Here is a 23,346-nt window from a genome sequence, read left to right as displayed (position 1 = left end):
AAGCCGGCCCCTACAGTTCTGGTGCGCTGGACGCTTCTGGTAGGCTTGCCGGTTTTTCCGAACCTGCCAGGAAATCCGCCATGCCAGCACTGATTGCCCTCAGCCGTTTCATCGGCAACACCTTCGCCGTCTGGGTGTTGCTGTTCGCCGTCATGGCCTTCTTCCAGCCCAGCTGGTTCCTGCCGCTGACCGCCTGGATCGTGCCGCTGCTCGGGCTGATCATGTTCGGCATGGGCCTGACCCTCAAAGGCGCGGACTTCCAGGAAGTCGCCCGCCGCCCGCTAGCCGTGCTGCTCGGCGTACTGGCTCAGTTCATCATCATGCCCTGCACCGCCTGGCTGTTGTGCCAGGCATTCGCCCTGCCGCCGGAAATCGCCGTAGGTGTGATCCTGGTGGGCTGCTGCCCAGGCGGTACCGCCTCCAACGTGATCACCTGGTTCGCCCGCGGCGACCTGGCGCTGTCGGTGTCGATCACCGCCGTCACCACCCTGCTCGCCCCGCTCGTGACCCCGGCACTGATCTGGCTGCTGGCCTCGGAATGGCTGCCGGTGTCGTTCAGCGCCATGTTCATTTCCATCCTCAAGATGGTGCTGCTGCCCATCGCCCTCGGCCTGATCACCCAGCGCCTGCTCGGAGAACGGGTGAAGACCGCCGTCGAGGTGCTGCCGCTGATTTCCGTGGTGAGCATCGTCGCCATCGTCGCCGCCGTGGTCGCGGCCAGCCAGGGCAAGATCGCCGAATCCGGCCTGCTGATCATGGCCGTGGTGACGCTGCACAACGGCATCGGCCTGGGCCTGGGTTACCTGGCCGGACGCCTGTTCGGCATGTCGCTGGCGCAGCGCAAGACGCTGTCGATCGAAGTCGGCATGCAGAACTCCGGCCTCGGCGCCGCCCTGGCCAGCGCCCACTTTAGCCCGCTTGCCGCAGTGCCCAGCGCGCTGTTCAGCGTCTGGCACAACCTCTCCGGCCCGCTACTGGCGACCATTTATCGTCGGATGAGTCAGGATTCAGAGAAAAGCTCCAACTGAATCAACAAGTTCCGCTGATCCGGCGCGCCTTGCCCCGCCCCCGCCAATGTGCACAATAATGGCGCACGCGAGGACGACCTCCGCACCCTGAACGCAGGGTGACCCACCCGGGGACGGCCCCTTTCAGGGCTCACTGGAGGTTAGCTATGTCCTGGATCATTCTGCTGCTCGCCGGCCTGTTCGAGGTCGGCTGGGCCATCGGTCTGAAATACACCGAAGGCTTCACCCGCCCCCTGCCAACGCTGCTGACCGTCTGCGCCATGCTGGTCAGCCTGGCCCTGCTCGGCCTGGCCATGAAGGAACTGCCCCTGGGCACCGCCTACGCCATCTGGACCGGCGTCGGCGCCGTGGGCACGGTGATCGCCGGCATTATCCTGTTCGGCGAATCCATGGCACTGCTGCGCCTGGCCAGTGTCGCACTGATCGTCTGCGGGCTGATCGGGCTCAAGATGAGCCACTAGAAAAGCGGGTGCGCTACGAAACCAGATAATCCGTAACGTGCGCCATGCGCACCAGAACGCCCCCGAAACCTCGGTGCGCACGGCGCACCCTACGAAGTCAGGTGATCCGTAGGGTGCGCCGCGCGCACCTTCATCAACGCCAATCCCCACGCAAGGCCGCCACCTGCGCCTGCAACGCCTCGCGCTTGGCCTGCTCCGGAGCAATCGGCGTTCCCGCCACCAGGCACACCCGCGACCACAGGCGTTTGAACAGCCCCTTGTGCGGATCGCGACTGAAAAAGCTGCCCCACAAGCCCTGCAGCGCCATGGGAATCACCGGCACCGAGTTCTCTTCGAGAATACGCTCGACGCCCGACCTGAACTCGTCAAGCTCACCATCAGCGGTCAGCTTGCCTTCGGGGAAGATGCACACCAGCTCGCCATTGCGCAGGTACTCGGCGATCTTCTTGAACGCGGCGTCGTAGATCAGCAGATCCTCGTTGCGCCCAGCGATCGGCACGGTGCCGGCGGTGCGGAAGATGAAGTTGAGCACCGGCAGGTCGTAGATCTTGTAGTACATGACGAAGCGCACCGGCCGCCGCACCGCGCCACCGATCAGCAATGCATCGACGAAGGACACGTGATTGCACACCAACACCGCCGGCCCCTCGCCGGGAATGGCGTCCAGGCCCTTGTGCTCGACCCGGTACATCGAGTGTCCCAGCAGCCAGATGAGAAAGCGCATGCTGAACTCGGGGACGATCTTGAAGATGTAGCTGTTGACCGCGATGTTCATCAGCGACACCACCAGAAACAGCTGCGGAATCGACAGCCCGGCGACGCTCAGGAACAGGATCGCGACGATGGCCGAGGCCACCATGAACAGCGCATTGAGGATGTTGTTGGCCGCGATCACCCGCGCCCGCTCGTGCTCGGCGGTGCGCGACTGGATCAGCGCATACAGCGGCACGATATAGAACCCGCCGAACAGACCGATGCCGAGAATGCAGCCGAGAATCCACCAGGCCTGGCCATGGCCCAGCAGCGCCAGCCAGTCATGCGGCGCGGCGCCCTGCGGGAAACCACCGGAGAACCACCACAGCAGCATGCCAAACAGGGTCAGGCCGATGGAGCCGAACGGCACCAGACCGATCTCCACCTTGTGCCCGCTCATGCGCTCGCAAAGCATCGAGCCCAGGCCGATGCCCAGCGAGAACACGGTGAGGATCAGCGTCACCACGCTCTCGTCACCGTACAGCCACTCCTTGGCGTAAGCCGGAATCTGCGTCAGGTAGATCGCGCCGAGAAACCAGAACCAGGAGTTGCCCACCAGCGAGCGCGACACCGCCTTACGCTGGCCCAGGCCGAGCTTCATGATCACCCAGGACTGACGGAAGATGTTCCAGTCCAGCGGCAACGTCGGCATGGCCGCCGCTGCACGCGGAATACCCTGGCTGGCCAGGTAGCCGAGCAGCGCCACACCGACCACCGAGCCGGCGACGATGGGCGCATAACTGCTGCTGGCCATCATGATCCCGGCGCCGATGGTGCCGGCCAGAATCGCCAGAAACGTGCCCATTTCCACCAGGGCGTTACCGCCCACCAGCTCCTCTTCCTTCAGGTGCTGCGGCAGGATCGAATACTTCACCGGGCCGAACAACGCCGACTGCGTGCCCATGGCGAACAGCACGGCGAGCATCAGCGGCAGGTTGTCCAGCAGCACCCCGGTAGCGCCGGCGAGCATGATGCCGATCTCGGCGAACTTGATCTTGCGGATCAGCGAGTCCTTGGCGAACTTCTCGCCAAACTGCCCACCGAGAGCGGAGAACAGAAAAAATGGCAGGATGAACAGCAAGGCGCAGAGATTGACCAGCAGATCGCGGTCGGCGCCCGTGTTGAGCTTGAAGAGGATGGCGAGAATCAGCGACTGCTTGAAGATGTTGTCGTTGAAGGCGCCGAGCAATTGCGTCACGAAAAACGGCAGAAAGCGCTTCTTGCCGAGCAGGGCGAACTGCGATTGTTGGGTCATCGTCCATGGTCCTCGCGGGGGTAGATTTGCCCGCACAGGCATTTGACTGCAATTCCACCCACGAAAGCCACAGGGCAAATGCGAACGCCTTGGCGGTTCGCCTCTTCGTGGCAGGGGCTTTCGGCTCGGGCATCCTGCTTCGCTCTACCTCCTGCATCCATGCAGTCGCAGCCGCGATGCTTTCGCCGCTGAAGCGCCTCCCACACCCGACGGCCTCGGCCCGGTAGGGTGCGCTGCGCGCACCAAGACGCCGCCGATTACCCGGTGCGCACGGCGCACCCTACGAGGCCTTCCCCCCTATCGCGCCGACAAACGTGCGCCAAACGCAGCGCAAAAAAAAACGGCAGCCCAGTCGGGCTACCGTTCTCGAACTCGGAGAAAACGTCAGTGCCCTCGCACTGACTACAACCTCACCTGCACTCCCTGGGGAATGCCAGCGCAGTCTGACAAAAGCCAGCCTCAGCGTCCGTTTAGCTTTGTTAACTGCCTGCAAAGAAATGTAAACGGCGGATGACTGCACGGTCCGCCACGCGGCACAATCGCGCCCATGAACGCTCGCCACCCTGCCTGCTGCAGCCCGCTCGACACGCACAACCCGCTGCCAAACTCGCTTGCCGGCGCGCAGCTGATCAGCACCCGTTTCGACCCCACCCTGTTTGCCGAGGACGATTTCGCTCGCTGCGATATCGCCCCGGTGCGCGGCGTAGCCAAGCGTCAGGCCGAGTACCTGGCCGGACGCCTGTGTGCCCGCGAGGCCCTGCGCCGCGTGACCGGCCAACCCGGCGTGCCGGCCGTCGGTGCAGACCGCGCGCCGCAGTGGCCACTCGGCGTGGTCGGCTCCATCACCCACGGCGACAACTGGGCGGCGGCGCTGGTCGCCCTGCGTGAGCAATGGCGCGCCCTGGGCCTGGACGTCGAGCGCCTGCTACCGGCCGAACGCGCCCAGCGCCTGCAGGGCGAAATCCTCACCCCCGCCGAAGTGCAGCGCCTGCAAAATCTGGACGACGAGACCCGTGCCGCGCGTATCAGCCTGACCTTCTCGCTCAAGGAGAGCCTGTTCAAGGCGCTCTACCCGCTGACCCTGACGCGCTTCTATTTCCATGACGCCGAGTTGCTGGAGATGGACCACGACAGCGCACGCCTGCGCCTGCTGATCGACCTGCATCCGGACTGGCGAACGGGCACCGAGCTGGATGGCCAATTCGCGCTGTTCGATAACAAGGTGCTGAGCCTGGTGGCCTTGGCGGCGTGATCATGCAGCACCCACCATACGTGGATAACTCGGTGCGCGCGGCGCACCCTACAAAACCGCGATATCCCACGCTTCGCCGGTAGGGTGCGCCATGCGCCCGGCCCAACACGCAATCGCGCTCTACTCCCCCTGCTGTCGCGGCCACACCAGGCTGAAACGCGCGCCACCGAGGCTCTCGCTACGACCGATCTGCGCCCGACCTCCGTGCCAGTAGATGATCCGGCGCACGATGGACAAGCCCAGGCCATGCCCGCCAGAGGCCCGCGTGCGGCTGTCATCGAGACGCAGGAAAGGACTGAACAAACGCTCCCAGGCCTCCTCCGGCACGCCCGGCCCATCGTCCTCGACGTCGATGCGGCAACGCTTGTAGCCGACCTGACAACTGATCAGCACCTTGCCTTCGGCGTAGCGCATGGCGTTGCTGACCAGATTCTGCAGCGCGCGGTGCAGGTAGCGCGGCTCGGCCTCGACCCAGCAGGCGCCCTCGGCCAGCACGCTGAGCACCGCACCACACTCCACACGCACCTTGTTGCTCAGCGGCGCCAGCTCGTCGATCACCTGGTCGATCAGCGCCTTGAGCTCCACCTGCTGGAAGTTCAGTGCCGGCGAACCCTGCTCCAGGCGCGCGTAAGTCAGCATCTCGTCGACCAGCTTGTCGAGGTCCTGAATATCGCTGTCCATGCCATCCATGTACTTGCGCCGGGCACTTTCGTTCGGCGCATCGGCGATCATCTCCAGACCGAAGCGCAGCCGCGCCACCGGCGTGCGCAGCTCGTGGGACACCGCGCGCACCAGCTCGCGCTGGGTGCTCAGTGATGTCTGCAGGTGTTCGGCCATGGCGTTGAAGCTGCTGGCCAGGCGCCCCACCGAGTCCGCGCCACGCGTCGGCACGCGGGCATCCAGGCGGCCGCTGGCGATATGCGTGGCCGCACCTTCCAGCGCACGCAGGCGCTGCTCCAGCGAGCGCACCAACAGATAGACGATCAGGCCGATCAGACTCAGCCCCAGCGCACCGATCAGCACCAGCAGCTGCGGCGGATAAGGGTTCATCTGATACAGCGGGCCGATCTCCAGCACCCAGGGCGTATCGACGATGCCGGAGAACACGTAGATGGAGTCGCCGCCCTTGCCCAGCGCCATCACCGTATCGCCCTCGTCGATGCGCCGACGCTGATCGAGGTCGATGGTGGCCTCTTCGAGCCGCACCAGCTGCAGGTCGAAGCCGAACTGCTTGGCCGCCTTCAGCTCAGCCAGGCGCTGCGGCTGCTCATGCACCGGGTAGCGCACCAGTTCGTCGATCAGCAGGTAGTTGGTGGCCCGCGCCAGTTGCTCGCTGATCTGCTGGATCTCGCCAGTCAACAGCAGCGGCTGCTTGCCATCGAGCAGGCCATAGACCTTGGCCGAGTGCGGGCCGGTCTGTTGCACCAGCACGTGGCCGCGCTGCAGGCGATTGCGCTCGCTGCTTTCCAGCGGCACCTCGCTCAGCGCCTGCAGCTCCAGGGGGATGCCGAGCAGACGCGACCACACCACCAGGGCGCGCCTGCGTTCTACCTCGTTCATCGGCAGCAGATTGTCCGCCATCAGGCGGAAGGTGCCGCGCGCCAGCCCTTCGCGATACTGATCGCCGCGCACCTCGTTGGCCAGGTGCAGGGTGCCGACCCCCAGCAGCGCCACCAGCACCAGCGCGGCGAGCATGCCGCCATAGATGCGCAGGAAGATCGAGTTCATGGGCGCCCGATCAATCGCGCAGGATCGGCGGCGCATCACCGAACGGCAGCGCTTCGGCGGCCTCGGCGACGAACAAGTAGCCCTTGCTGCGCACCGTTTTGATCATCCGCGGATGCATAGGGTCATCGCCGATCTTCGGGCGGATGCGCGAAATGCGCACGTCGATGGAGCGGTCTTGGCCGTCGTACTCGATACCGCGCAGGGAATTGAAGATCTCCTCGCGCGAGAGGATGCGCCCGGCATTGGCCGCCAGCAGCCAGAGCAGATCGAACTCGGCGCTGGTCAGCTCGATGCCCTGCTCACCCAGCCAGGCTTCGCGCATGGCGCTGTCGATAGCCAGCGCGCCGAACTGCAGACGCCGCGGCTGCCCCTCATCACGCTCGCTGTCGCTGCCCTCACGACGGCGTAGCAGCGCACGAATGCGTGCCAGCAGCACACGCGGGCGCACCGGCTTGCACACATAGTCATCGGCGCCCATCTCCAGGCCCAGCACCTGGTCCATATCGTCGGTACGCGCGGTGAGCATGAGGATCGGCCCCTTGTAACCGCTGCGCACCTTGCGGCAGATGCTCAGGCCATCTTCACCCGGCAGCATCAGATCGAGGATCACCAGATGCGGTTGCTCGGCGAGAATCCGCGCCGCCGCACGCGCGCCATCGGCTTCGATGGCCACACGCAGACCGTTGCCCTCCAGATACTCGCGGGTCAACTGCGCCAGGCGCTGGTCATCCTCGACGATGAGAATCTGCCACGCTTCTTGTTCCACACCCTTTCCCCTTCGCATAGCGGCAAGTGCCGCAAACACCGCCGCCATTCTAGGGGCTGAGCGCGTCTCGGTGCGAGCGACAAACCAGCGCCCAGACCTGGCGCCTGGTTAAGCACAGCACATGCCAAAAGCACTATATATAGTGGTAGTCTGTGCGCCGCCGAACAGCTTCACCACGTCGCTGAAAACCTTCCGCCAGGAGCGACGAACGGTCATTAGCAGCCAGAGCCAGAGAACACGCGGGCTACGCTGTTAACACCCACAAGGCACTCACAGCTTATCCACAGGCTGTTCTTTTTCTAGCGCCTTGCAATGCCTCCAACAGCGCACTATCTTGTATCCCCATCGCGCAGCACCCACCAGATGTTGGGTTAATGCAGAAAACGGGACACAAAAAGAACGAATCGCGCAAGCCCTTTTCACAGGGTTTTCCAGATGTCCCGGCTAATCGTTTTGCCCTAACCCAGGCCTGGCCTGGGTTACAGCCACGCAGCAACGCCAGACGCTGCGCGTGAGCCGGTCAGACAGCGGTCTTATCCGCCAGTCGACCACTATATGTAGTAGGCGGGGTGTGGTAATGCCCCGCTGTGACTGATGCGCCAGGACGGCACTTGAAGTCGTGCCTAACCTGCCCGCTCTTGCGACACCCCGTACCCGGCCCCGCCGCCGCGTGCGGTTCAGTTGTTAATGGAATGAACGGCGGACAGGGCACGGTTTCTAATCGTGACGTCCAACCAAAAATTACAGAACACGGAGATCTCCATGCATACCGACACTACTCGCGAGAACCCGCAGGCCGTGGCGCCGCAGGCCGCTGAATCCTCCCAGGATCTGGCTGCCACCGCGCCCGGCCAACTGCGTGTGATCAAGCGCAACGGCACTGTCGTCCCCTACACCGATGACAAGATCACCGTCGCCATCACCAAGGCCTTCCTCGCAGTAGAAGGCGGCACCGCAGCCGCTTCGTCGCGTATCCACGACACCGTCGCGCGCCTGACCGAGCAGGTCACCGCTACCTTCAAGCGTCGCATGCCGTCCGGCGGCACCATCCACATCGAAGAGATTCAGGACCAGGTCGAACTGGCCCTGATGCGCGCCGGCGAGCAGAAAGTCGCCCGCGACTACGTGATCTACCGCGAAGCCCAGGCCAACAAGCGCAAGAGCGCCAATGCCGGCAGCGACATCGCCCAACCGCACCCGAGCATCCGCATCACCACCGCTGGCGGTGAACTGCAGCCGCTGGACATGGGTCGCCTGCAAACCATCATCCGTGAAGCCTGCGAAGGCCTGGCCGAAGTCGATGGTTCGCTGATCGAGCGCGAAACCCTGAAGAACCTGTACGACGGCGTCGCCGAGAAGGACGTCAACACCGCCCTGGTGATGACCGCCCGTACCCTGGTCGAGCGTGAGCCGAACTACAGCTACGTCACCGCCCGCCTGCTGATGGACAACATCCGCGCCGAGGCCCTGAGCTTCCTCAACATCACCGCCAGCGCCACTCACCACGAGATGGCCGAGCTGTACGCCAAAGCCCTGCCGGCCTACGTCGAAGCCGGCGCGCAATTCGAGCTGCTCGACCCGAAACTCAAAGAGTACGACCTGGAGAAACTGGGCAAGGCGCTGAACCACGAGCGCGACCAGCAGTTCACCTACTTGGGCCTGCAGACCCTGTACGACCGCTACTTCATCCACAAGGACGGCATCCGCTTCGAACTGCCGCAGGTGTTCTTCATGCGCGTGGCCATGGGCCTGGCCATCGAAGAGCCGAAGAACCGTGAAGACCGCGCTATCGAGTTCTACAACCTGCTGTCCTCGTTCGACTACATGGCGTCCACCCCGACCCTGTTCAACGCCGGCACCCTGCGTCCGCAGCTGTCCTCCTGCTACCTGACCACCGTGCCGGACGACCTGTCGGGCATCTACGGCGCCATCCACGACAACGCCATGCTGTCCAAATTCGCAGGCGGCCTGGGCAACGACTGGACGCCGGTGCGCGCGCTGGGCTCCTACATCAAGGGCACCAACGGCAAATCCCAGGGCGTCGTGCCGTTCCTCAAAGTGGTCAACGACACCGCCGTGGCGGTCAACCAGGGCGGCAAGCGCAAGGGCGCGGTCTGCGCCTACCTGGAAACCTGGCACATGGACATCGAGGAATTCCTCGAGCTGCGCAAGAACACCGGTGACGATCGTCGTCGTACCCACGACATGAACACCGCCAACTGGATTCCGGACCTGTTCATGAAGCGCGTCTTCGAAGACGGCAAGTGGACCCTGTTCAGCCCGAGCGAAGTACCGGACCTGCACGACCTGACCGGCAAGGCCTTCGAAGAGCGCTACGAGTACTACGAAGCCCTGATCGAGTACGGCAAGATCAAGCTGTACAAGACCATCCAGGCCAAGGACCTGTGGCGCAAGATGCTCTCGATGCTGTTCGAGACCGGCCACCCCTGGCTGACCTTCAAGGACCCGTGCAACCTGCGCAGCCCGCAGCAGCACGTGGGCGTGGTGCACAGCTCCAACCTGTGCACCGAAATCACCCTGAACACCAACAAGGACGAGATCGCCGTCTGCAACCTGGGCTCGGTCAACCTGGTCAACCACATCGTCGACGGCAAGCTGGACATCGAGAAGCTCGGCCGCACCGTGAAGACCGCTGTGCGCATGCTCGATAACGTCATCGACATCAACTACTACAGCGTCGACCAGGCACGTAACTCCAACTTCAAGCACCGTCCGGTCGGCCTCGGCCTGATGGGCTTCCAGGACGCCCTGTACCTGCAGCACATCGCCTATGGCTCCGACGCTGCCGTCGAGTTCGCCGACAAGTCGATGGAAGCCATCAGCTACTACGCCATCCAGGCCTCCTGTGACCTGGCCGAAGAGCGCGGCGCCTACAGCACCTTCGAAGGTTCGCTGTGGAGCAAAGGTATCCTGCCGCTGGACTCGCAGCAGATCCTGATCGAAGCCCGTGGCCAGAAGTACATCGACGTCGACCTGAGCGAGTCGCTGGACTGGGCGCCGATCCGCGAGCGCGTGAAAAAAGGTATTCGTAACTCGAACATCATGGCCATCGCGCCGACCGCGACCATCTCCAACATCATTGGCGTGTCGCAGTCCATCGAGCCGACCTACCAGAACCTGTACGTGAAATCGAACCTCTCCGGCGAATTCACCGTGATCAACCCCTACCTGGTACGCGACCTGAAGAACCGCGGCCTGTGGGACCCGGTCATGGTCAACGACCTGAAGTACTACGACGGTTCCGTGCAGCAGATCGAGCGCATCCCGCAGGACCTGAAAGACCTGTACGCCACCGCCTTCGAAGTGGAAACCAAGTGGATCGTCGACGCAGCCAGCCGTCGCCAGAAGTGGATCGACCAGGCTCAGTCGCTGAACCTGTACATCGCCGGCGCCTCGGGCAAGAAGCTGGACGTGACCTACCGCATGGCCTGGTACCGTGGCCTGAAAACCACCTACTACCTCCGTGCCCTGGCTGCCACCAGCACCGAGAAGTCCACCATCAACACCGGCAAGCTCAACGCGGTTTCCGCCGGTGGTGACGAAGGCTTCTCGGCCAAGGCCCAGGCGCCTGCCCAGCAGGCAGCTCCGGCCCCGGCGCCCGTACCAAAGGCCTGTGCCATCGACGAACCCGACTGCGAGGCGTGCCAATAAGCGCGCGCATCTGAGCGGCGCCCGCGTCGTTGCCTGGTAGGCCGGCCCCCAGCCGATCTACCAGGCGCCTAGCGCTCACTCGCTCAGCTACACGCTCGAACGTCTGACGCAGTTTTAAAGCAGAGCAACAGTCAGTCCCCTCTCCCGCTTGCGGGAGAGGGTTAGGGAGAGGGAAGGCTTTTTGTAGGAGCGGCTTCAGCCGCGAAGCTCGCGGATAAATCCGCTCCTACCGAGTCTCACCCCCTCCCCACCAAATTCCCGCCCCTCCTCCTCCGGGTCGAGGGGCAAGGGTCAGCCAGCAATCCACCGCCTGCTGACCAGTGGTACCCGTTTACCCTTGCGCGCATCACGCAACGGAACATAATTCAAATTATCTGTATATCCATACAGGCCGGTTTATTCACCGGCCCTCACGCAGGAGCCAAGCCATGCTGAGCTGGGATGAATTCGACAAGGAAGACGGCGCAGAAGCAGCCGCCGCAAGCAACGCCAACGCACAAAGCGCCGGCACCAATTTCGACAAGCTCGACAGCGAAGCTGCCGGCTCGGTCGAGCAGGCCCGCGCTGTCGACGCCAACGACTCCGACGCCGTGGCCCGCGCCAAGAAGGCCCTGAACGACCTCGACATCCAGGAAGGCCTGGACGACCTCGAAGGCGCCTCCGCGCGCGTACAGGTCGGCGACAAGCAGATGATCAACGCCCGCGCCGACCTCAACCAGCTCGTACCCTTCAAGTACGACTGGGCCTGGCAGAAGTATCTGGATGGTTGCGCCAACCACTGGATGCCGCAGGAAGTGAACATGAACGCCGACATCGCGCTGTGGAAATCCACAGACGGTCTCAGCGAAGACGAGCGCCGCATCGTCATGCGCAACCTCGGTTTCTTCTCCACCGCCGACAGCCTGGTTGCCAACAACCTGGTACTGGCCGTGTACCGCCTGATCACCAACCCCGAGTGCCGCCAGTACATCCTGCGCCAGGCCTTCGAGGAAGCGATCCACACCCACGCCTACCAGTACTGCATCGAATCGCTGGGCATGGACGAAGGCGAGATCTTCAACATGTACCACGAGATCCCGAGCGTCGCGAAGAAGGCGTCCTGGGGCCTGAAGTACACCCGCTCGATCTCCGATCCCAAGTTCGAGACCGGCACCCCGGAAACCGACCGCCAGTTCCTGCGCAACCTGATCGCCTACTACTGCGTACTGGAAGGCATCTTCTTCTACTGCGGTTTCACCCAGATCCTCTCCATGGGCCGCCGCAACAAGATGACCGGCACCGCCGAGCAGTTCCAGTACATCCTGCGTGACGAGTCCATGCACCTGAACTTCGGCATCGATGTGATCAACCAGATCAAGATCGAAAACCCGCACCTGTGGGACGCCCAGATGAAGGACGAAGCGACCCAGATGATCCTGCAGGGCACCCAGCTGGAGATCGAATACGCGCGTGACACCATGCCGCGCGGCGTACTGGGCATGAACGCCGCGATGATGGAGGACTACCTCAAGTTCATCGCCAACCGCCGCCTGACCCAGATCGGCCTGAAGGAAGAGTACCCGGGCACCACCAACCCCTTCCCCTGGATGAGCGAGATCATGGACCTGAAGAAGGAGAAGAACTTCTTCGAGACCCGAGTGATCGAGTATCAGACTGGTGGGGCGTTGAGCTGGGATTGATGGCTCGCTGACATCAGAGTAGATTGCCCCTACACCTGCCAGGGATGTTGGGGTTGAAGCTTAAAGAGAAGCCCCGCCTAGTGCGGGGCTTTTTCTTATCTGGAGGTATTCGTGCTTACATTCAACACACAGTTTCCAGTAAACAGCGAAAGCAGTATCGAAGACTTACTGGAAACAATAAAAACATGGCAAACTAACAGCCCACATACCACTTTACCTAAAGAAGATATAAAAGAAATATCCCTAACAGAAGACGCAATAGTAAAAAACAAAAACGAATCACTTCAAACACTGACACTACACAAAGACAAATCAAGCCTTCTTGGTGCAAAACACACTACAATCCAAGATTCTATCCGATGGACTACAGAAATCGTTGGATCTAAAAAAGAGTACTCCTTCTGGGTTTCAATCCAAGTCTCTTGCGATAACTCACTGCCCACCCACAAGATCCCAAACACTAAAAAGCCACACATCATTAAACTCATCCTAGAAAATCTAGGTGGTGGTTTTGACGGGGATCTAAAAGTACAAAAGCAACCCACAGAACTCAACAGCAAACAAATAGATATCGCAAAGAATATAATCACTGGCGAGTCTTCAAATCTAATGCCCACCGTTTATGTGAGCACAACCAATGATGACCGCCCTTTAGTAAACACCGAAAAACTCGCTTACCACTTATAAGGGATGGCTCATTTATTGACTGAGCCAAACCGTGACTTTTCATTCAACTTAAAACACGAAACCAAGCAAAATAATGCCTATGGCGGGGCGGTGGCAATTTACTGGCCAGAAGGACTTGGCAAGTATTTATTCTTGCCTTGGGGAAAATATGAGGACCCAGAGCAGATAGAAATAGAGGCCCAGAAAGTCATCAGGAGCGCCCTGCTGTCAATGAGACCTCTAAAAGAATGCACATGGCAACATGTCAACGAGCAGAAGACAAGGGCAGCTATTGAAGCTTTAAAATCAGAAGGTTCTGTAGAAATTGATCAGTACATTGCACTCTTCGACTCAGAGACTGCCTCGCTCCGGGAAGAAATATCCAAACTTGAAAGAGAAAACCAAAGACTAAAATCTCAAGCATTCTCAAGAAGCTCTGAAAATGAACAGATTGACCTAGTCGTACCAAGCCTCGAAACAGACCTATATCATGGCGAACATCAAAATATTATAATTGAAGCTTTAGAAAACCTCACATCATCAATACCAGATAAATGCAGAAGAAAAAAAGACGTCATTAAAGGCATCTTGGAGAAAAATAAAAAAATAGATGCAAAGCTAGAAATAACAAAAACAATCAAAGAGACACTAAGCAACTATCAAAGGATGGATGAAAAAACCAGAAGAACCCTTGAGCGACTTGGTTTTACGATCACGAGCGACGGCACCCATTACAAATTACTATTTAATTCTGACAGCAGATACCCAATAATAATTGCCAAAACCCCAAGTGATTTCAGGGCGGGAAAAAACACGGCAAGCGATATAAATACAATTTTATTCTAAACCTAAAGATATATTGGGGACAGAAATATTGGGCAGATATTGGGGACAGATTTATTTTCTGCGCCACCCTCTTCTACTGGTTTCGCCCTTACGGCGAGTCACTTTCTCTTTGCTCGCGCGAAAGAGAAAGTAACCAAAGAGAAAGCGCGCCCGACATCCGGGTTTCGCTACGCTCAACTCCCCTCGCTCCGGCGCTGCTCCGAGGGTCGTCGCGAAGGGCCATCCCTGGCCCATCGCTCCTCGTTTGGCATCCATGCCAAACGCCCCTCTCCACAGCACCTCCACTCGGCCTTCTGACGGGATTCGGGGATCGCGGTGTCTGAACGATTTTTTGGAAGACGGAGCAAAAGCAAAGACAAAGCGAGAGCATCGTGGCTGGCTGTAAGCGCGCGGCAGATTTGGCACTGCCTTGCGCTATGTTTGGCACAGGCTGGCCGCGCCGCAGGTCGAGCGTTTTGCACTCTGATTGGCATACGCCCCCCCTCAGACCGCTGCCATCGGGCGGATATCGATGGTGAGGCCGCTCGCAGTTCCGCGCACCTGAATGAATGAGCTACCGGCAGGCATTTCGACCTGCGCCCCGTTAGGGTAAGGCCGAGAGACCGGCAGGTTGCACATGACCGGGCGCCCGAGAACACCTCCGAACAGCAGCCCAGCCGCGCCGTCGAACCGGAGCGTTATGTCAGCGCGGTGCCCGCCGTAGAAGAACTCATCTATGGTGATCTGCAACTCCTCAAACATCGCGGGCGGTTGCCAGTCCAGTACAACATCACGCCAAAGCCCGATGGCGTCATTTGTATCGCTCTCGTGCAAAGGGACCGGGGCCAGTTGTACCCAGTCACCCTCATGGCTTGTGCCAACCGACATATAGAGCCGTCGTGTGTCCACGTCGATGTAGTGGAGTTGCAGCGCGCTAGGGACAGTGGCAGGTGGGCCGCTCCCTTCGATGATGTGCGTTACGTTGTCGCCAGCCATTTCAGGCCTCCTTCACAAGATAGTTACCCTGGCCGTCGACCAGGTAGTTACCCAGGCCATCGACCAGGGCTCCTTCGGGCATATCTCCACCGCCGCCATGCTCCAATGCCTCAATGCGGCTGAGCAAACTGGCTAGCTGGTTTTGAATACCCGTCATATGTCCCGCAGTGACCGGCGCGTAGACCAACGCCCCAGCAGGCCAGGATTGCGCTACGGTGCCTTCGGCTCCGCGCACCAAATTGACGCTACCGCCAGTGGTCCCGACGGCTACGATGACCTCGGCAACTTGCGATAGCGGATTAAAACTGCCGGTAATGACCAACGTACAGCGGTCCCCATTCGCTAGCCCAAGTCGTGCTAGCGCGGGATTGGGGATCGGAAGAGCCGTACCGCCCGCTGGCAAGTCGGCGCCTAGAACATAGGCCCAGTGATTGACGAATTTCATAGTCACACCCAGCAAACAGGATTGATGGCGTCCCGCACGTTTTGCCCGGTTATGGGGTTGTGCGAGCCGAACAGATGGTTAAGTGCTCCACTTCGAGAAACTGAGCCCGGCGCTATGCCGCCGCGTGTGGCGACCTTGCCGATGGTGGTTCGGTCGCTTACCCCTGGCCGCTTATCACGCACGGCCAGCGCAACCATTTGCGAGCTGTAGCGCATAGGGACGATCTCGAATGCTCGGCCAACAAGCTCAGGCTCCGTAGTTCCTGCCAGGATTACGGGTTGCCATGTGACCCAGTTCGTCCTGATACCGCGCCCTGCATAACTGCCCCCAACCGCGACGCTTTCGGCGCCTGGGGCGCTGCTTGATACGCTCGATGAAAAAACCTCGACTCCATCTAGCAGGATCGTTTCGGTGCGTGACGCCGAGTTAGATGACGATGATGAGCGCTCCTCGACTGCACCGTTAGCAGGCCCGGCCACCAGTGCCAAACTGGCCTGGTAGCTCGCGCTCATACTGGCCTGTACGGACATAACCACTCGGCTGGTTTCAACCCCGGCGTCCAGCAACCGAATGGTCGTGATAGAGCTTGAAGAGCTGGAGTAGCTAGCGTTCAGCTGATAGTTGCCGGGCGTGATCAGTTCATGCCCGCCTGGGTGCCCATATGGGTTATGGCGTGTAACTGCTGGGGATGACGACATAGAACTGTCCAGCGCCGCGCCGAACGTATCCTCGACAGTTATCGCCACACGAATCTCTGCCACATTACCGGCGTCATCGTAGTACGCCCCAACCAGTCGGCCGGACTCCCGGTAGCTCCAACCGCCTGGTTCCTGGTCCAGGTAGGAGGGGGTGTTGCCCACTGACAGAGAACCGCCATCTTCCCCTCCGATCCCTGTCCACTCAGCCGGGCCGCTGGCTGTCTGCTCCCAGCGCACTGCCATCGCAGCAGATAGTTGCCGCCAAGCAGGCCGGGCTGGATTGCTTGCCGTGCCGATCACCTGTGCGGGGGTGCAGATGCATTCGTACTCCCCACTCCATTCGCCCTCTACCTGCGATAGCCGCAGCTCCCATAGCTCAACAAGGGGAATCCGGCACGGCGCGAACCACGCGGGATCGTCATTGACGGACTGGGGATTGCGTAAGTACGTAGCGACAAGCGCACGGGTGCCGTCCGGCATAGCGTCCACCACTACATATCCATACGTGCCCAGAGGGAACTGGTTTGGAGCGTAGCTACCGACCAGCGTCATGGTCACATGGACTGCTTCAAGCGCACTTCTGTCGCGCCCAAAAACCAGGCTATTCAACCTCAGCTGGGAAATGCCAGATACCATGCGCACCAACCAGTTGCGCTCGCCCCCGTGGACGATCCAGCTTGCGCTGTTGAGGCGCTGGCCATAGAGAACGCGAGCTACGGGGCTTAGCAATACCTCCGGCAGCCAGGTCATGCCAGCGGCTGCATCAGCTGATTGCTCAGCCTCGGTACGCTCCAGTTCCCCGGCTCTCGGGTCACGAAAACGAACAACATCACCCGGCAGCGCAAAGGCAGAGGGGCTGACCATATTCTCCCAATAGGCAGGCGCCAACAGGTGTTGGCTGCCGTTAGCCAATTCCACGCCGACCCTGACCTCTCCAGCCGCAGCAGGCAGGGACATGAGTCCATGCCACGGCCAGCCCAGAAGCCGAAGGCGGCCAGGTATTTGGTCAGCAATAGGTTGATCAAACATCAGTCGGAGGCTCCTTAAATTCGAACAGCACCTCGTCGCCGTTGCCGTCCTCCACCGTCAAGCGCTGCAGGGGTTGCACCTCTATTACCAGTAGAAACTCACTGCTGTAAAACTGCGTCTTCCTGCTGAAGTATTCGCGGCTGTTCTCCTTTTCGGTGAACGGTCCTACAGCGCCGCCCCCAACTGCTTCGGCTTGCCGTGGCTCTCCGACCCCACGGCGGGCCGGCAGTGCGCCGCGAGGCTCTAACGCTTCCAGGTCGCCTTTGCGGCTGCTCGCACTACCTGCGACGGCGCGCAGGTCTGTTCTTACTTTCTGGCTAATATCGAGTGTCATCACAGCTCCAGTGGGTCAGCGGGAATTGCGACCTGGTATTCAGCGGTTATCGAAACCTTGTGTTCGTCGCGCAGCGTTTCGGGGATTTCCGGTGCAGTAATGGCGAAGCGGCGCGGGTACGGCTCTTGCCCCACGTTGTTGTCGATCATCGAGTAGTTACCCGCGAAGCCGTCCCGCTCTTCATCAAAAGGTGGGCTGTTTGAACGCCCTCCAAGCTGCGTAGACAAGGCGGTCACACCGCCAGAAATGGGCGGCGAGGTAGAGTGAGCAGGCATCACCAGCAGGTCGCTACTGCCGCCACCACCGTCCATGATTGCGACGCCAATAGCGGTGGCGGCCATACCACTGTCCAAGTCGAAGGTGTCATAGAGTCGGCGGCACTTACCGATGCCGAACGCGCCCTGATCATCCAGCTCTATGGTGTGGATCAGGTCTAGACCCAGCGCCATGCTGGTCAGCGTTTCGAACATGAGCGTTGTGGTGCGGCTGGCCTGCCAGAGCTTTACTCGGCCCTGCTGTAGGGTGCAGGCACCGGCAAGCAGCCGGCGCTCATCCTCTCGGGCATCCTCATGACCACTGGAGCCGTCCGAGAAAACGCCACTTTCCCACTCGCTGGCACGGTCGCGGCCAACTTCAAAACTGAAGCTCTCCCGCGATACATTCTCGCCTGAGGTCGCGACACCGGGTTGGTGGACCAGTCGTAGCGTGTACGTCTCGGTGACGCTCTGGCTCCAACGTCGGCCAGCTGTAAATGAAGCGGCAAGCACCAAGTCTGTAAACTTGTTGATCCACGGCAACGGCGGGTTGCAGTAGACCCCGGTGGGCGGCAGCATCGTGTAGCTCCCCCCCAGCATGGTCTGGCCGCTGCTCTCAACGGCCGCCCGGATCATGTCCCTGTCTGGCAACTCGGTGGTGTCAGCGCGATAGCTACAAAACCCCTGCAAACCACTGAATCCAGCCATCCCTGGATGAACCCAGCCATAGCCTCTATTCAACTGATGCAACCGGGGAAAGCGAACGGTGAAGGTGATCTCCACCACGTTGATCATCTTGGAAACATCGCCCAGCTCGACCTTCACGCTGCCGTCGAGCGTTGTGTCAAAACCAAAGCGAAAATGGGGCGTCTCTGCGCGCTGCCAATCAGTGATGCGAATGTCGCCCAAGGCCGAACAGTCCATGCTGGCCGGGCGGCTGGAGAGGCGCTCCAGGGCGTAATCCCACCGGCTACGCCCCTCGACAGCATCGAAGATATCGGCCGACCACAACCCACCCACTAGCGCGTCGATCTGCGCGACCTCCATGGCGCCAACACGCTGCTGCAGGGCATCACTGCATTCGCATATCAACAGGCGCGAACGCGGGTTGAGTTTGGGCAGCGTGATACGGCCGGTGAATCGCCGCGATATCAGGCGCCCCCCGAGACTCTCGCTGATGTAGTCGATGGTCACGGGCCGGCCATACCAGTCCTCGCGACGGAATACACCATCGAGCATCAGGGTGAAGTCGGCCAAGCCGGCCACACCTTCCTCCCGGTCAACCTTCACCGTGCCGACCAGCCTATGACTGAGGTCAACGCCATCGATACGCACACGCAGGCGCCAGCGCCAGGCCAAACCGAGCGGGAAACTGTAAGGGACGCCGGGTTGCGGCTGCTCGCCAACAGGCTCGACGATGACGCTATCGGGCAATGTCGGCCATGTGATCTGTAGCTCGCCGGTCTCAGGATTGGGGCCGACCTGAACAGGCGCCTCGCTCGACGGCGCGTAGAACATAGCGAGCGGTAGAGAAGCGAGAGGGGCGGCGCCAATCATCAGACTTGCTCCGCAACCAGGGACCAGTTGTAGCGGCCTGAGGCTTGGTCGAACTCGCTTACAGGGCCTTCTGTAGAAACCAGCAGGCGCGGCAGGTAGCAGAAGCGATAGCGCACGGCGCCGGTTACCGCCGCAAGCTGGGCGTTGCCTTCACCTATCACCAGGGTGGTCTCGATCCATTGGTCACCCAACTGGGCCAACGCCCACGGCGCCTCGTCGGTACGCCATGCGATACCTGGAGGCAGCTCAATACTGGTTGAGGCTGACTCGATGCCACGGGGTTTGACGCACAGCAGCTCCAGGTGCTGCGAGTAGTCGAGCAGGTCAAGTCCGGGGTCTAGCTCGCCCGTACCGGCAGCCGTGGTGCGCCACTTGCGCCAGTGGGTGAGCTTGACGCCCGTACCGCCCGAGAGCCTGGCAAGCGTGCTACCGCCTATAGGTTCGTAGTTCTGCCGGATCGCTCCAGCGTGCTTAGAGATGGCGACACCGCCGAGCACCAGGGCCAGAGGGTTCATGGCGTGCCCCCGAGCTTGCGACGCGCATAATGCAGGTCATCGGACAGACGCCGTACCTCGCTCGGCGCGCCCTCCAGCGCATAGCTGCCGCCCCAAGGCATGGCCAGGTTAATGGGCTGACGCTCGCCTACACGGTCGAGCGATTGCGGGAAGTCGGGGAAATCCGGGAGGTTGACGGCGCGCTGTGGCAGATCACCCGTGCTGTTGAGGTACTCCAGATTGGCCGCGCCCAGGCGCTGAGCGGCCCAGGCGTTTACCACGAACTCGCGGCGCGAGGCAGCCAGCAGCACGCTGTCACTGGTCGGGCTGCCAGGGCCATCGACCCAGCCTCCGGCTGCACGTTTTACCGGCTCCGTACCGAGCACCTCGGCAGCCTTCTTGTCCGCCTCGCTCAGCGCCTTGCCGTCCGTGCCGACGTAATTGACCGGAATCACCATGTATTGCTTGAGGCGTTCGGCCAGTGCCTTGGCTTGCTGTTCCAGGTATTCGGCCGACTGCTCAAAGCCGGTGAACTCGATATTGATGCGCTTGAACGCCTCGGCCTGGGCTAGCAGGTCATCCATGCGGACCTTGATTTCGTCAACGCGCCCTTGAGCGTCGATCCGTTCAACGTCCGCAGTCACTTCATCCAATCGAGCAGCCTCATCGGCTAGCTTTGCCAACTGTTGTGCAATACCAGCAAAGCCATAGGTGTTGGCTCCGGCCTGCTGCAACTCACGCAGCACCTCGGCGCCAGCGCGGGCTTGGCGAATGGCCTCCTCAGTGTCACCACGTTGCAGCGCCTGACGTCCCGCCGCCTGCGCGGCTGTAACGTCGCCAAAGGTGGCTGGCCCCGTGTCGGTCGGCGCGCGCATATCCTTGACGAGCTGATCGAACTCTTTGGCCAGCTCGGCGCGGGCCTTCATAGCCGCCTGGGTCTTTTTGTTGGAAGCGTCCAGCGCCTTGGCGGCCTCGTCGTAGGCGAGGATTTCCTTACCCAGCGCGTCCTGAATAGATTTCAGGTTGTCGGCCTTGATCTTGGCCAGGGTGTCGGTATGGCGGCGCTCGGCGGCTTCGCGCTGTGCGTGGGCGTTCTGCAGGCCCTGCAAGGCTTCACGGTACTGCCGCGCGGTGCGCGCCGATGCCAGGGCGTCCGGGCTTACCGTGCTGATGTCTGTGTGCTGGCGGCTCAGTAGCTCGGACTGCTTGCGGTAGTGTTCCTCGGCAAGGCGAAGACGCTCGGCGTAGGCCTGGCGCTCCGTTTCGGTCATGCGTGCAACACTGGCCGCAGGCATTACCACAGTGTCAGCGTATTCCACCGTGCGGGTAATGGTGTCCTGCAGCGCCTGCTCGTAATCGCGCTGGCTTTGGGTTAACTCCTGGTTCTGTTTGTACAGGTCATACAGCTCAGCCAGGTTGCCGCCCGTCCAGCTCACCACGCCCAGGGCCAGGCCGCCCTTGGCCAGCTTGGCCACGTCGGCCAGGGTGCGCAGCTTGGGGATCAGCGAGGTGGCGGCGGTGCCTACGGTGCTCATGCCTGTTGCGGCGGCGCCTGCGGCGGCTGGGGTGGCGGCCATGTGGCCGAGAAATAGGCCGAATGGGTTGCGCAAAGCCAGAATTACCGCACGCATGCTGAGCAGACTGCTCACCAAGAAAATTAGGCCAGCGGTTATGTTCCTGATCGGAGATGGCAGAGCATTGAACGCATTCAATGCTTCAGTTGCCCCTTGGACTAAAGGCAGAAAGGCGGTGGCGGCTTCGCCCAGTTGCAACTTCAGCTCACCCCAGCTCGCATTAAATCTATCCAGCTCGGCCTGGGGCGTGGCGGCCATCTTTTCATAGGCAGCATCGAGCGCGCCGCTGGCGTTGCCCATGGCTTCGACCTCGGCCTTGAGACCGGCCATGTTCTGCGTCAGGGCCAGCACGGCGGTACGTGCTTCCACATCCGGCAGGATCTCGCGTAACGCCGCCAGGCCCAGGTTACGGCTGGCGATATCCTCCAGCGTCGCGGTCAGGCCACGCCACTCGATACCCAGCCCGGCCATGGACTTGGCGGCTGCTTCGCCCGGCGCCGCCAGGGCGTTGATGGCCCCTTTGAGTGCGGTGGTGGCTTGCGGCGTGCGGATGCCTGCCTTGGTCATCAGGGCGATGGCGGCGGCAACTTCGGAGAACTCCACACCTGCCGCCTTGGCAGTGGGCAGGGTGTCGCCGATGTAGCTGGCCAGCTCGGGGAAGGTGGTGACACCGTCACGCACGGCCAGAAACAGCTGGTCATAGCGCAGGCCGAGGTTATCGATGCCCTCGCCGTAGGCGTTGACCACTGCCAGGCCACCGCGCACGGCCGTGGCGGTATCGGTTACGCCGGCCACGGCGGCGCGGGTGGCCAGCTCCAGGGTCTGGATGCTGTTATCCGGGCTGACGCCCGAGGACAGGATGTCGTAGAGCGCCGCCGCCGACTGCGCCGCTTCCTTGCCCATGGCCTGGCTGAGCTGGCGCACGTCGGTGCTCAGGGCCTGGAACTGCGCCTGGTTCAAATCGGTAATGCTGTTGACCTCGCCCATGCGCTGGGCGAACTGGGCATAGAACTTGAGCACCGCGCCACCGGCATAAACCATGGCGCCCATGCTGGCTGCAGCAGCGCCCACCTGCAGGCGGGCCTGGGTCAGGCTCTGCGCCCAGCCATTGGTGCCTTGTTCCAGCTCGGCCACGCGCTCGCGCAGGCGCACCTTGGCCTGGGCCAGCTCGGCGCTGGTCAGTTGCCCGGTGCGGGCCAGCAACTGGTACTGGCGCTGCAGTTGGACGATCTCCCCGCGAATCTCTCGGTGCGGGCGAACGCCCAGTGCATCGCGGGCACCAGCAATACGCGCCTGCTGGTCGGCGGCGCGGCTGGCCTGTGCCATATCCGCCGCTAAACGCTTCTGCTCGTTGCTCAGTTGGTTGGTGTCGACGCCCGCATTCTTGAGCGCGGCCGACAGTTGCGCGAGCTGGCCTTTCTGGCCTGCGATGGCCTGCTCCAGGTTGCGCGCCTCGGTCGTTGCTGCGCGGTAGGCGTTCTGCTGGTCGCGGGTGGGCTTCTCGGTGCGGATCAGTTCGTCGCGCAGCTCACGCACGCGCTGGCGCGTTGCATTGAGCTGTGCCTCATTCTGGACTAGGCTTGCCTGCAGGTCGCGAAAGGCGCCGATCTGTCCCAGCGGCTGGCGCAACTGGTCGACCAAGGCTTTATAGCCGGCCTGGAAGGTCTGCAGAGTGCGCCGGCCCTGGTCGGCATCGACGGATACTGAGAGACGGACATCAGTCATGAAACTTCACCACATTGTCTTCCTGGTCGTATTGGCACTGATGGTTCTAGCGCCAACCTTTCTCTTGAAAGGCATGGCCTATGCCCTGGTAGTGCTGCTGGTACTTTTCGTGCCGATCACCATCGCCAGTTGGTTCGTGCCTCGTAAGCGGTGAT

At 61.4% G+C, this 23,346-nt stretch carries 18 protein-coding genes; 8 read left to right on the top strand and 10 right to left on the bottom strand.

The window, feature by feature from the left end; all coding sequences use genetic code 11:
- The first annotated feature begins 80 nt into the window (after positions 1–80).
- A complete protein-coding gene (locus BM186_RS24200) occupies positions 81–1,028 on the top strand; it encodes a bile acid:sodium symporter family protein (protein ID WP_074918890.1) in 948 nt (315 codons plus the stop codon).
- Positions 1,029–1,174: 146 nt separating this feature from the next.
- Entirely contained in the window at positions 1,175–1,489 is a 315-nt protein-coding gene (gene sugE / locus BM186_RS24195; RefSeq protein WP_045735020.1) for a quaternary ammonium compound efflux SMR transporter SugE, read from the top strand.
- 133 nt (positions 1,490–1,622) lie between these two features.
- Here sugE and BM186_RS24190 read toward each other — a convergent pair whose 3' ends face one another.
- Complete coding sequence (locus BM186_RS24190) at positions 1,623–3,497, bottom strand: MFS transporter (RefSeq protein ID WP_074918888.1); 1,875 nt, start codon at positions 3,495–3,497, stop codon at positions 1,623–1,625.
- Between the two features lie 547 nt (positions 3,498–4,044).
- Between BM186_RS24190 and BM186_RS24185 the strand changes: the two genes are divergently transcribed.
- Entirely contained in the window at positions 4,045–4,749 is a 705-nt protein-coding gene (locus tag BM186_RS24185) for a 4'-phosphopantetheinyl transferase family protein (protein WP_074918886.1), read from the top strand.
- Positions 4,750–4,869: 120 nt separating this feature from the next.
- Here the strand turns inward: BM186_RS24185 and BM186_RS24180 are convergent, their stop codons facing one another.
- Together BM186_RS24180 and BM186_RS24175 are read right to left on the bottom strand one after the other, a co-directional pair.
- Positions 4,870–6,477: an ATP-binding protein gene (locus BM186_RS24180; RefSeq protein WP_074918884.1), complete on the bottom strand. Its 1,608-nt coding sequence runs from the start codon at positions 6,475–6,477 to the stop codon at positions 4,870–4,872.
- A gap of 10 nt (positions 6,478–6,487) precedes the next feature.
- Positions 6,488–7,243: a winged helix-turn-helix domain-containing protein gene (locus BM186_RS24175; protein WP_072426281.1), complete on the bottom strand. Its 756-nt coding sequence runs from the start codon at positions 7,241–7,243 to the stop codon at positions 6,488–6,490.
- 762 nt (positions 7,244–8,005) lie between these two features.
- Between BM186_RS24175 and BM186_RS24170 the strand changes: the two genes are divergently transcribed.
- The 4 genes from BM186_RS24170 to BM186_RS26475 all read left to right on the top strand — a co-directional run bounded on the left by BM186_RS24170 (position 8,006) and on the right by BM186_RS26475 (position 14,106).
- Positions 8,006–10,915, top strand: a complete 2,910-nt coding sequence (locus BM186_RS24170; RefSeq protein WP_074918883.1) for a ribonucleoside-diphosphate reductase subunit alpha — start codon at positions 8,006–8,008, stop codon at positions 10,913–10,915.
- Between the two features lie 428 nt (positions 10,916–11,343).
- Positions 11,344–12,594, top strand: coding sequence for a ribonucleotide-diphosphate reductase subunit beta (locus tag BM186_RS24165; RefSeq protein ID WP_037000242.1), 1,251 nt, complete (start codon positions 11,344–11,346; stop codon positions 12,592–12,594).
- A 111-nt stretch (positions 12,595–12,705) separates the two neighbouring features.
- Entirely contained in the window at positions 12,706–13,281 is a 576-nt protein-coding gene (locus BM186_RS26480; RefSeq protein ID WP_139228038.1) for a hypothetical protein, read from the top strand.
- A 15-nt stretch (positions 13,282–13,296) separates the two neighbouring features.
- Positions 13,297–14,106: a hypothetical protein gene (locus BM186_RS26475; RefSeq protein ID WP_139228037.1), complete on the top strand. Its 810-nt coding sequence runs from the start codon at positions 13,297–13,299 to the stop codon at positions 14,104–14,106.
- 483 nt (positions 14,107–14,589) lie between these two features.
- Here BM186_RS26475 and BM186_RS24160 read toward each other — a convergent pair whose 3' ends face one another.
- The 7 genes from BM186_RS24160 to BM186_RS24130 form a co-directional block, all read right to left on the bottom strand.
- On the bottom strand, positions 14,590–15,081 hold the full coding sequence (locus BM186_RS24160) for a hypothetical protein (protein WP_074917522.1): 492 nt from the start codon (positions 15,079–15,081) through the stop codon (positions 14,590–14,592).
- Between the two features lies 1 nt (position 15,082).
- Entirely contained in the window at positions 15,083–15,526 is a 444-nt protein-coding gene (locus BM186_RS24155) for a hypothetical protein (RefSeq protein ID WP_074917524.1), read from the bottom strand.
- A gap of 2 nt (positions 15,527–15,528) precedes the next feature.
- Positions 15,529–17,181 carry a hypothetical protein gene (locus BM186_RS24150; RefSeq protein ID WP_139228021.1) on the bottom strand — a complete coding sequence of 551 codons (1,653 nt, stop codon included), beginning with the start codon at positions 17,179–17,181 and terminating at the stop codon, positions 15,529–15,531.
- A 64-nt stretch (positions 17,182–17,245) separates the two neighbouring features.
- Complete coding sequence (locus tag BM186_RS24145) at positions 17,246–17,587, bottom strand: hypothetical protein (protein ID WP_074917531.1); 342 nt, start codon at positions 17,585–17,587, stop codon at positions 17,246–17,248.
- Positions 17,587–19,398, bottom strand: a complete 1,812-nt coding sequence (locus BM186_RS24140; protein WP_099481842.1) for a hypothetical protein — start codon at positions 19,396–19,398, stop codon at positions 17,587–17,589. Before BM186_RS24140 ends, BM186_RS24145 begins: the two co-directional genes overlap by 1 nt.
- The gene (locus BM186_RS24135) at positions 19,398–19,913 is read right to left on the bottom strand and encodes a hypothetical protein (protein WP_074917534.1); all 516 of its coding nucleotides are present in this window, start codon (positions 19,911–19,913) and stop codon (positions 19,398–19,400) included. Before BM186_RS24135 ends, BM186_RS24140 begins: the two co-directional genes overlap by 1 nt.
- Positions 19,910–23,191: a phage tail tape measure protein gene (locus tag BM186_RS24130; protein ID WP_074917537.1), complete on the bottom strand. Its 3,282-nt coding sequence runs from the start codon at positions 23,189–23,191 to the stop codon at positions 19,910–19,912. Before BM186_RS24130 ends, BM186_RS24135 begins: the two co-directional genes overlap by 4 nt.
- Between BM186_RS24130 and BM186_RS26710 the strand changes: the two genes are divergently transcribed.
- The gene (locus tag BM186_RS26710; protein WP_158234286.1) at positions 23,190–23,345 is read left to right on the top strand and encodes a hypothetical protein; all 156 of its coding nucleotides are present in this window, start codon (positions 23,190–23,192) and stop codon (positions 23,343–23,345) included. The genes BM186_RS24130 and BM186_RS26710 overlap by 2 nt on opposite strands.
- Position 23,346 lies beyond the last annotated feature (1 nt).

Source organism: Ectopseudomonas toyotomiensis, assembly GCF_900115695.1.
GTDB classification, from domain to species: domain Bacteria; phylum Pseudomonadota; class Gammaproteobacteria; order Pseudomonadales; family Pseudomonadaceae; genus Aquipseudomonas; species Aquipseudomonas toyotomiensis.
This window is presented reverse-complemented; position numbering and strand designations above follow the sequence as displayed.

Bases quoted from the DNA above. Each gene is read 5' to 3' on its own strand.
- BM186_RS24200 (WP_074918890.1), top strand. From the start codon at position 81: ATGCCAGCACTGATTGCCCTCAGCCGTTTCATCGGCAACACCTTCGCC.
- sugE (WP_045735020.1), top strand. From the start codon at position 1,175: ATGTCCTGGATCATTCTGCTGCTCGCCGGCCTGTTCGAGGTCGGCTGG.
- BM186_RS24190 (WP_074918888.1), bottom strand. From the start codon at position 3,497: ATGACCCAACAATCGCAGTTCGCCCTGCTCGGCAAGAAGCGCTTTCTG.
- BM186_RS24185 (WP_074918886.1), top strand. From the start codon at position 4,045: ATGAACGCTCGCCACCCTGCCTGCTGCAGCCCGCTCGACACGCACAAC.
- BM186_RS24180 (WP_074918884.1), bottom strand. From the start codon at position 6,477: ATGAACTCGATCTTCCTGCGCATCTATGGCGGCATGCTCGCCGCGCTG.
- BM186_RS24170 (WP_074918883.1), top strand. From the start codon at position 8,006: ATGCATACCGACACTACTCGCGAGAACCCGCAGGCCGTGGCGCCGCAG.
- BM186_RS24165 (WP_037000242.1), top strand. From the start codon at position 11,344: ATGCTGAGCTGGGATGAATTCGACAAGGAAGACGGCGCAGAAGCAGCC.
- BM186_RS24160 (WP_074917522.1), bottom strand. From the start codon at position 15,081: ATGGCTGGCGACAACGTAACGCACATCATCGAAGGGAGCGGCCCACCT.
- BM186_RS24155 (WP_074917524.1), bottom strand. From the start codon at position 15,526: ATGAAATTCGTCAATCACTGGGCCTATGTTCTAGGCGCCGACTTGCCA.
- BM186_RS24150 (WP_139228021.1), bottom strand. From the start codon at position 17,181: ATGTCCCTGCCTGCTGCGGCTGGAGAGGTCAGGGTCGGCGTGGAATTG.
- BM186_RS24145 (WP_074917531.1), bottom strand. From the start codon at position 17,587: ATGACACTCGATATTAGCCAGAAAGTAAGAACAGACCTGCGCGCCGTC.
- BM186_RS24140 (WP_099481842.1), bottom strand. From the start codon at position 19,398: ATGATTGGCGCCGCCCCTCTCGCTTCTCTACCGCTCGCTATGTTCTAC.
- BM186_RS24135 (WP_074917534.1), bottom strand. From the start codon at position 19,913: ATGAACCCTCTGGCCCTGGTGCTCGGCGGTGTCGCCATCTCTAAGCAC.
- BM186_RS26710 (WP_158234286.1), top strand. From the start codon at position 23,190: ATGAAACTTCACCACATTGTCTTCCTGGTCGTATTGGCACTGATGGTT.
- BM186_RS24130 (WP_074917537.1), bottom strand. From the start codon at position 23,191: ATGACTGATGTCCGTCTCTCAGTATCCGTCGATGCCGACCAGGGCCGG.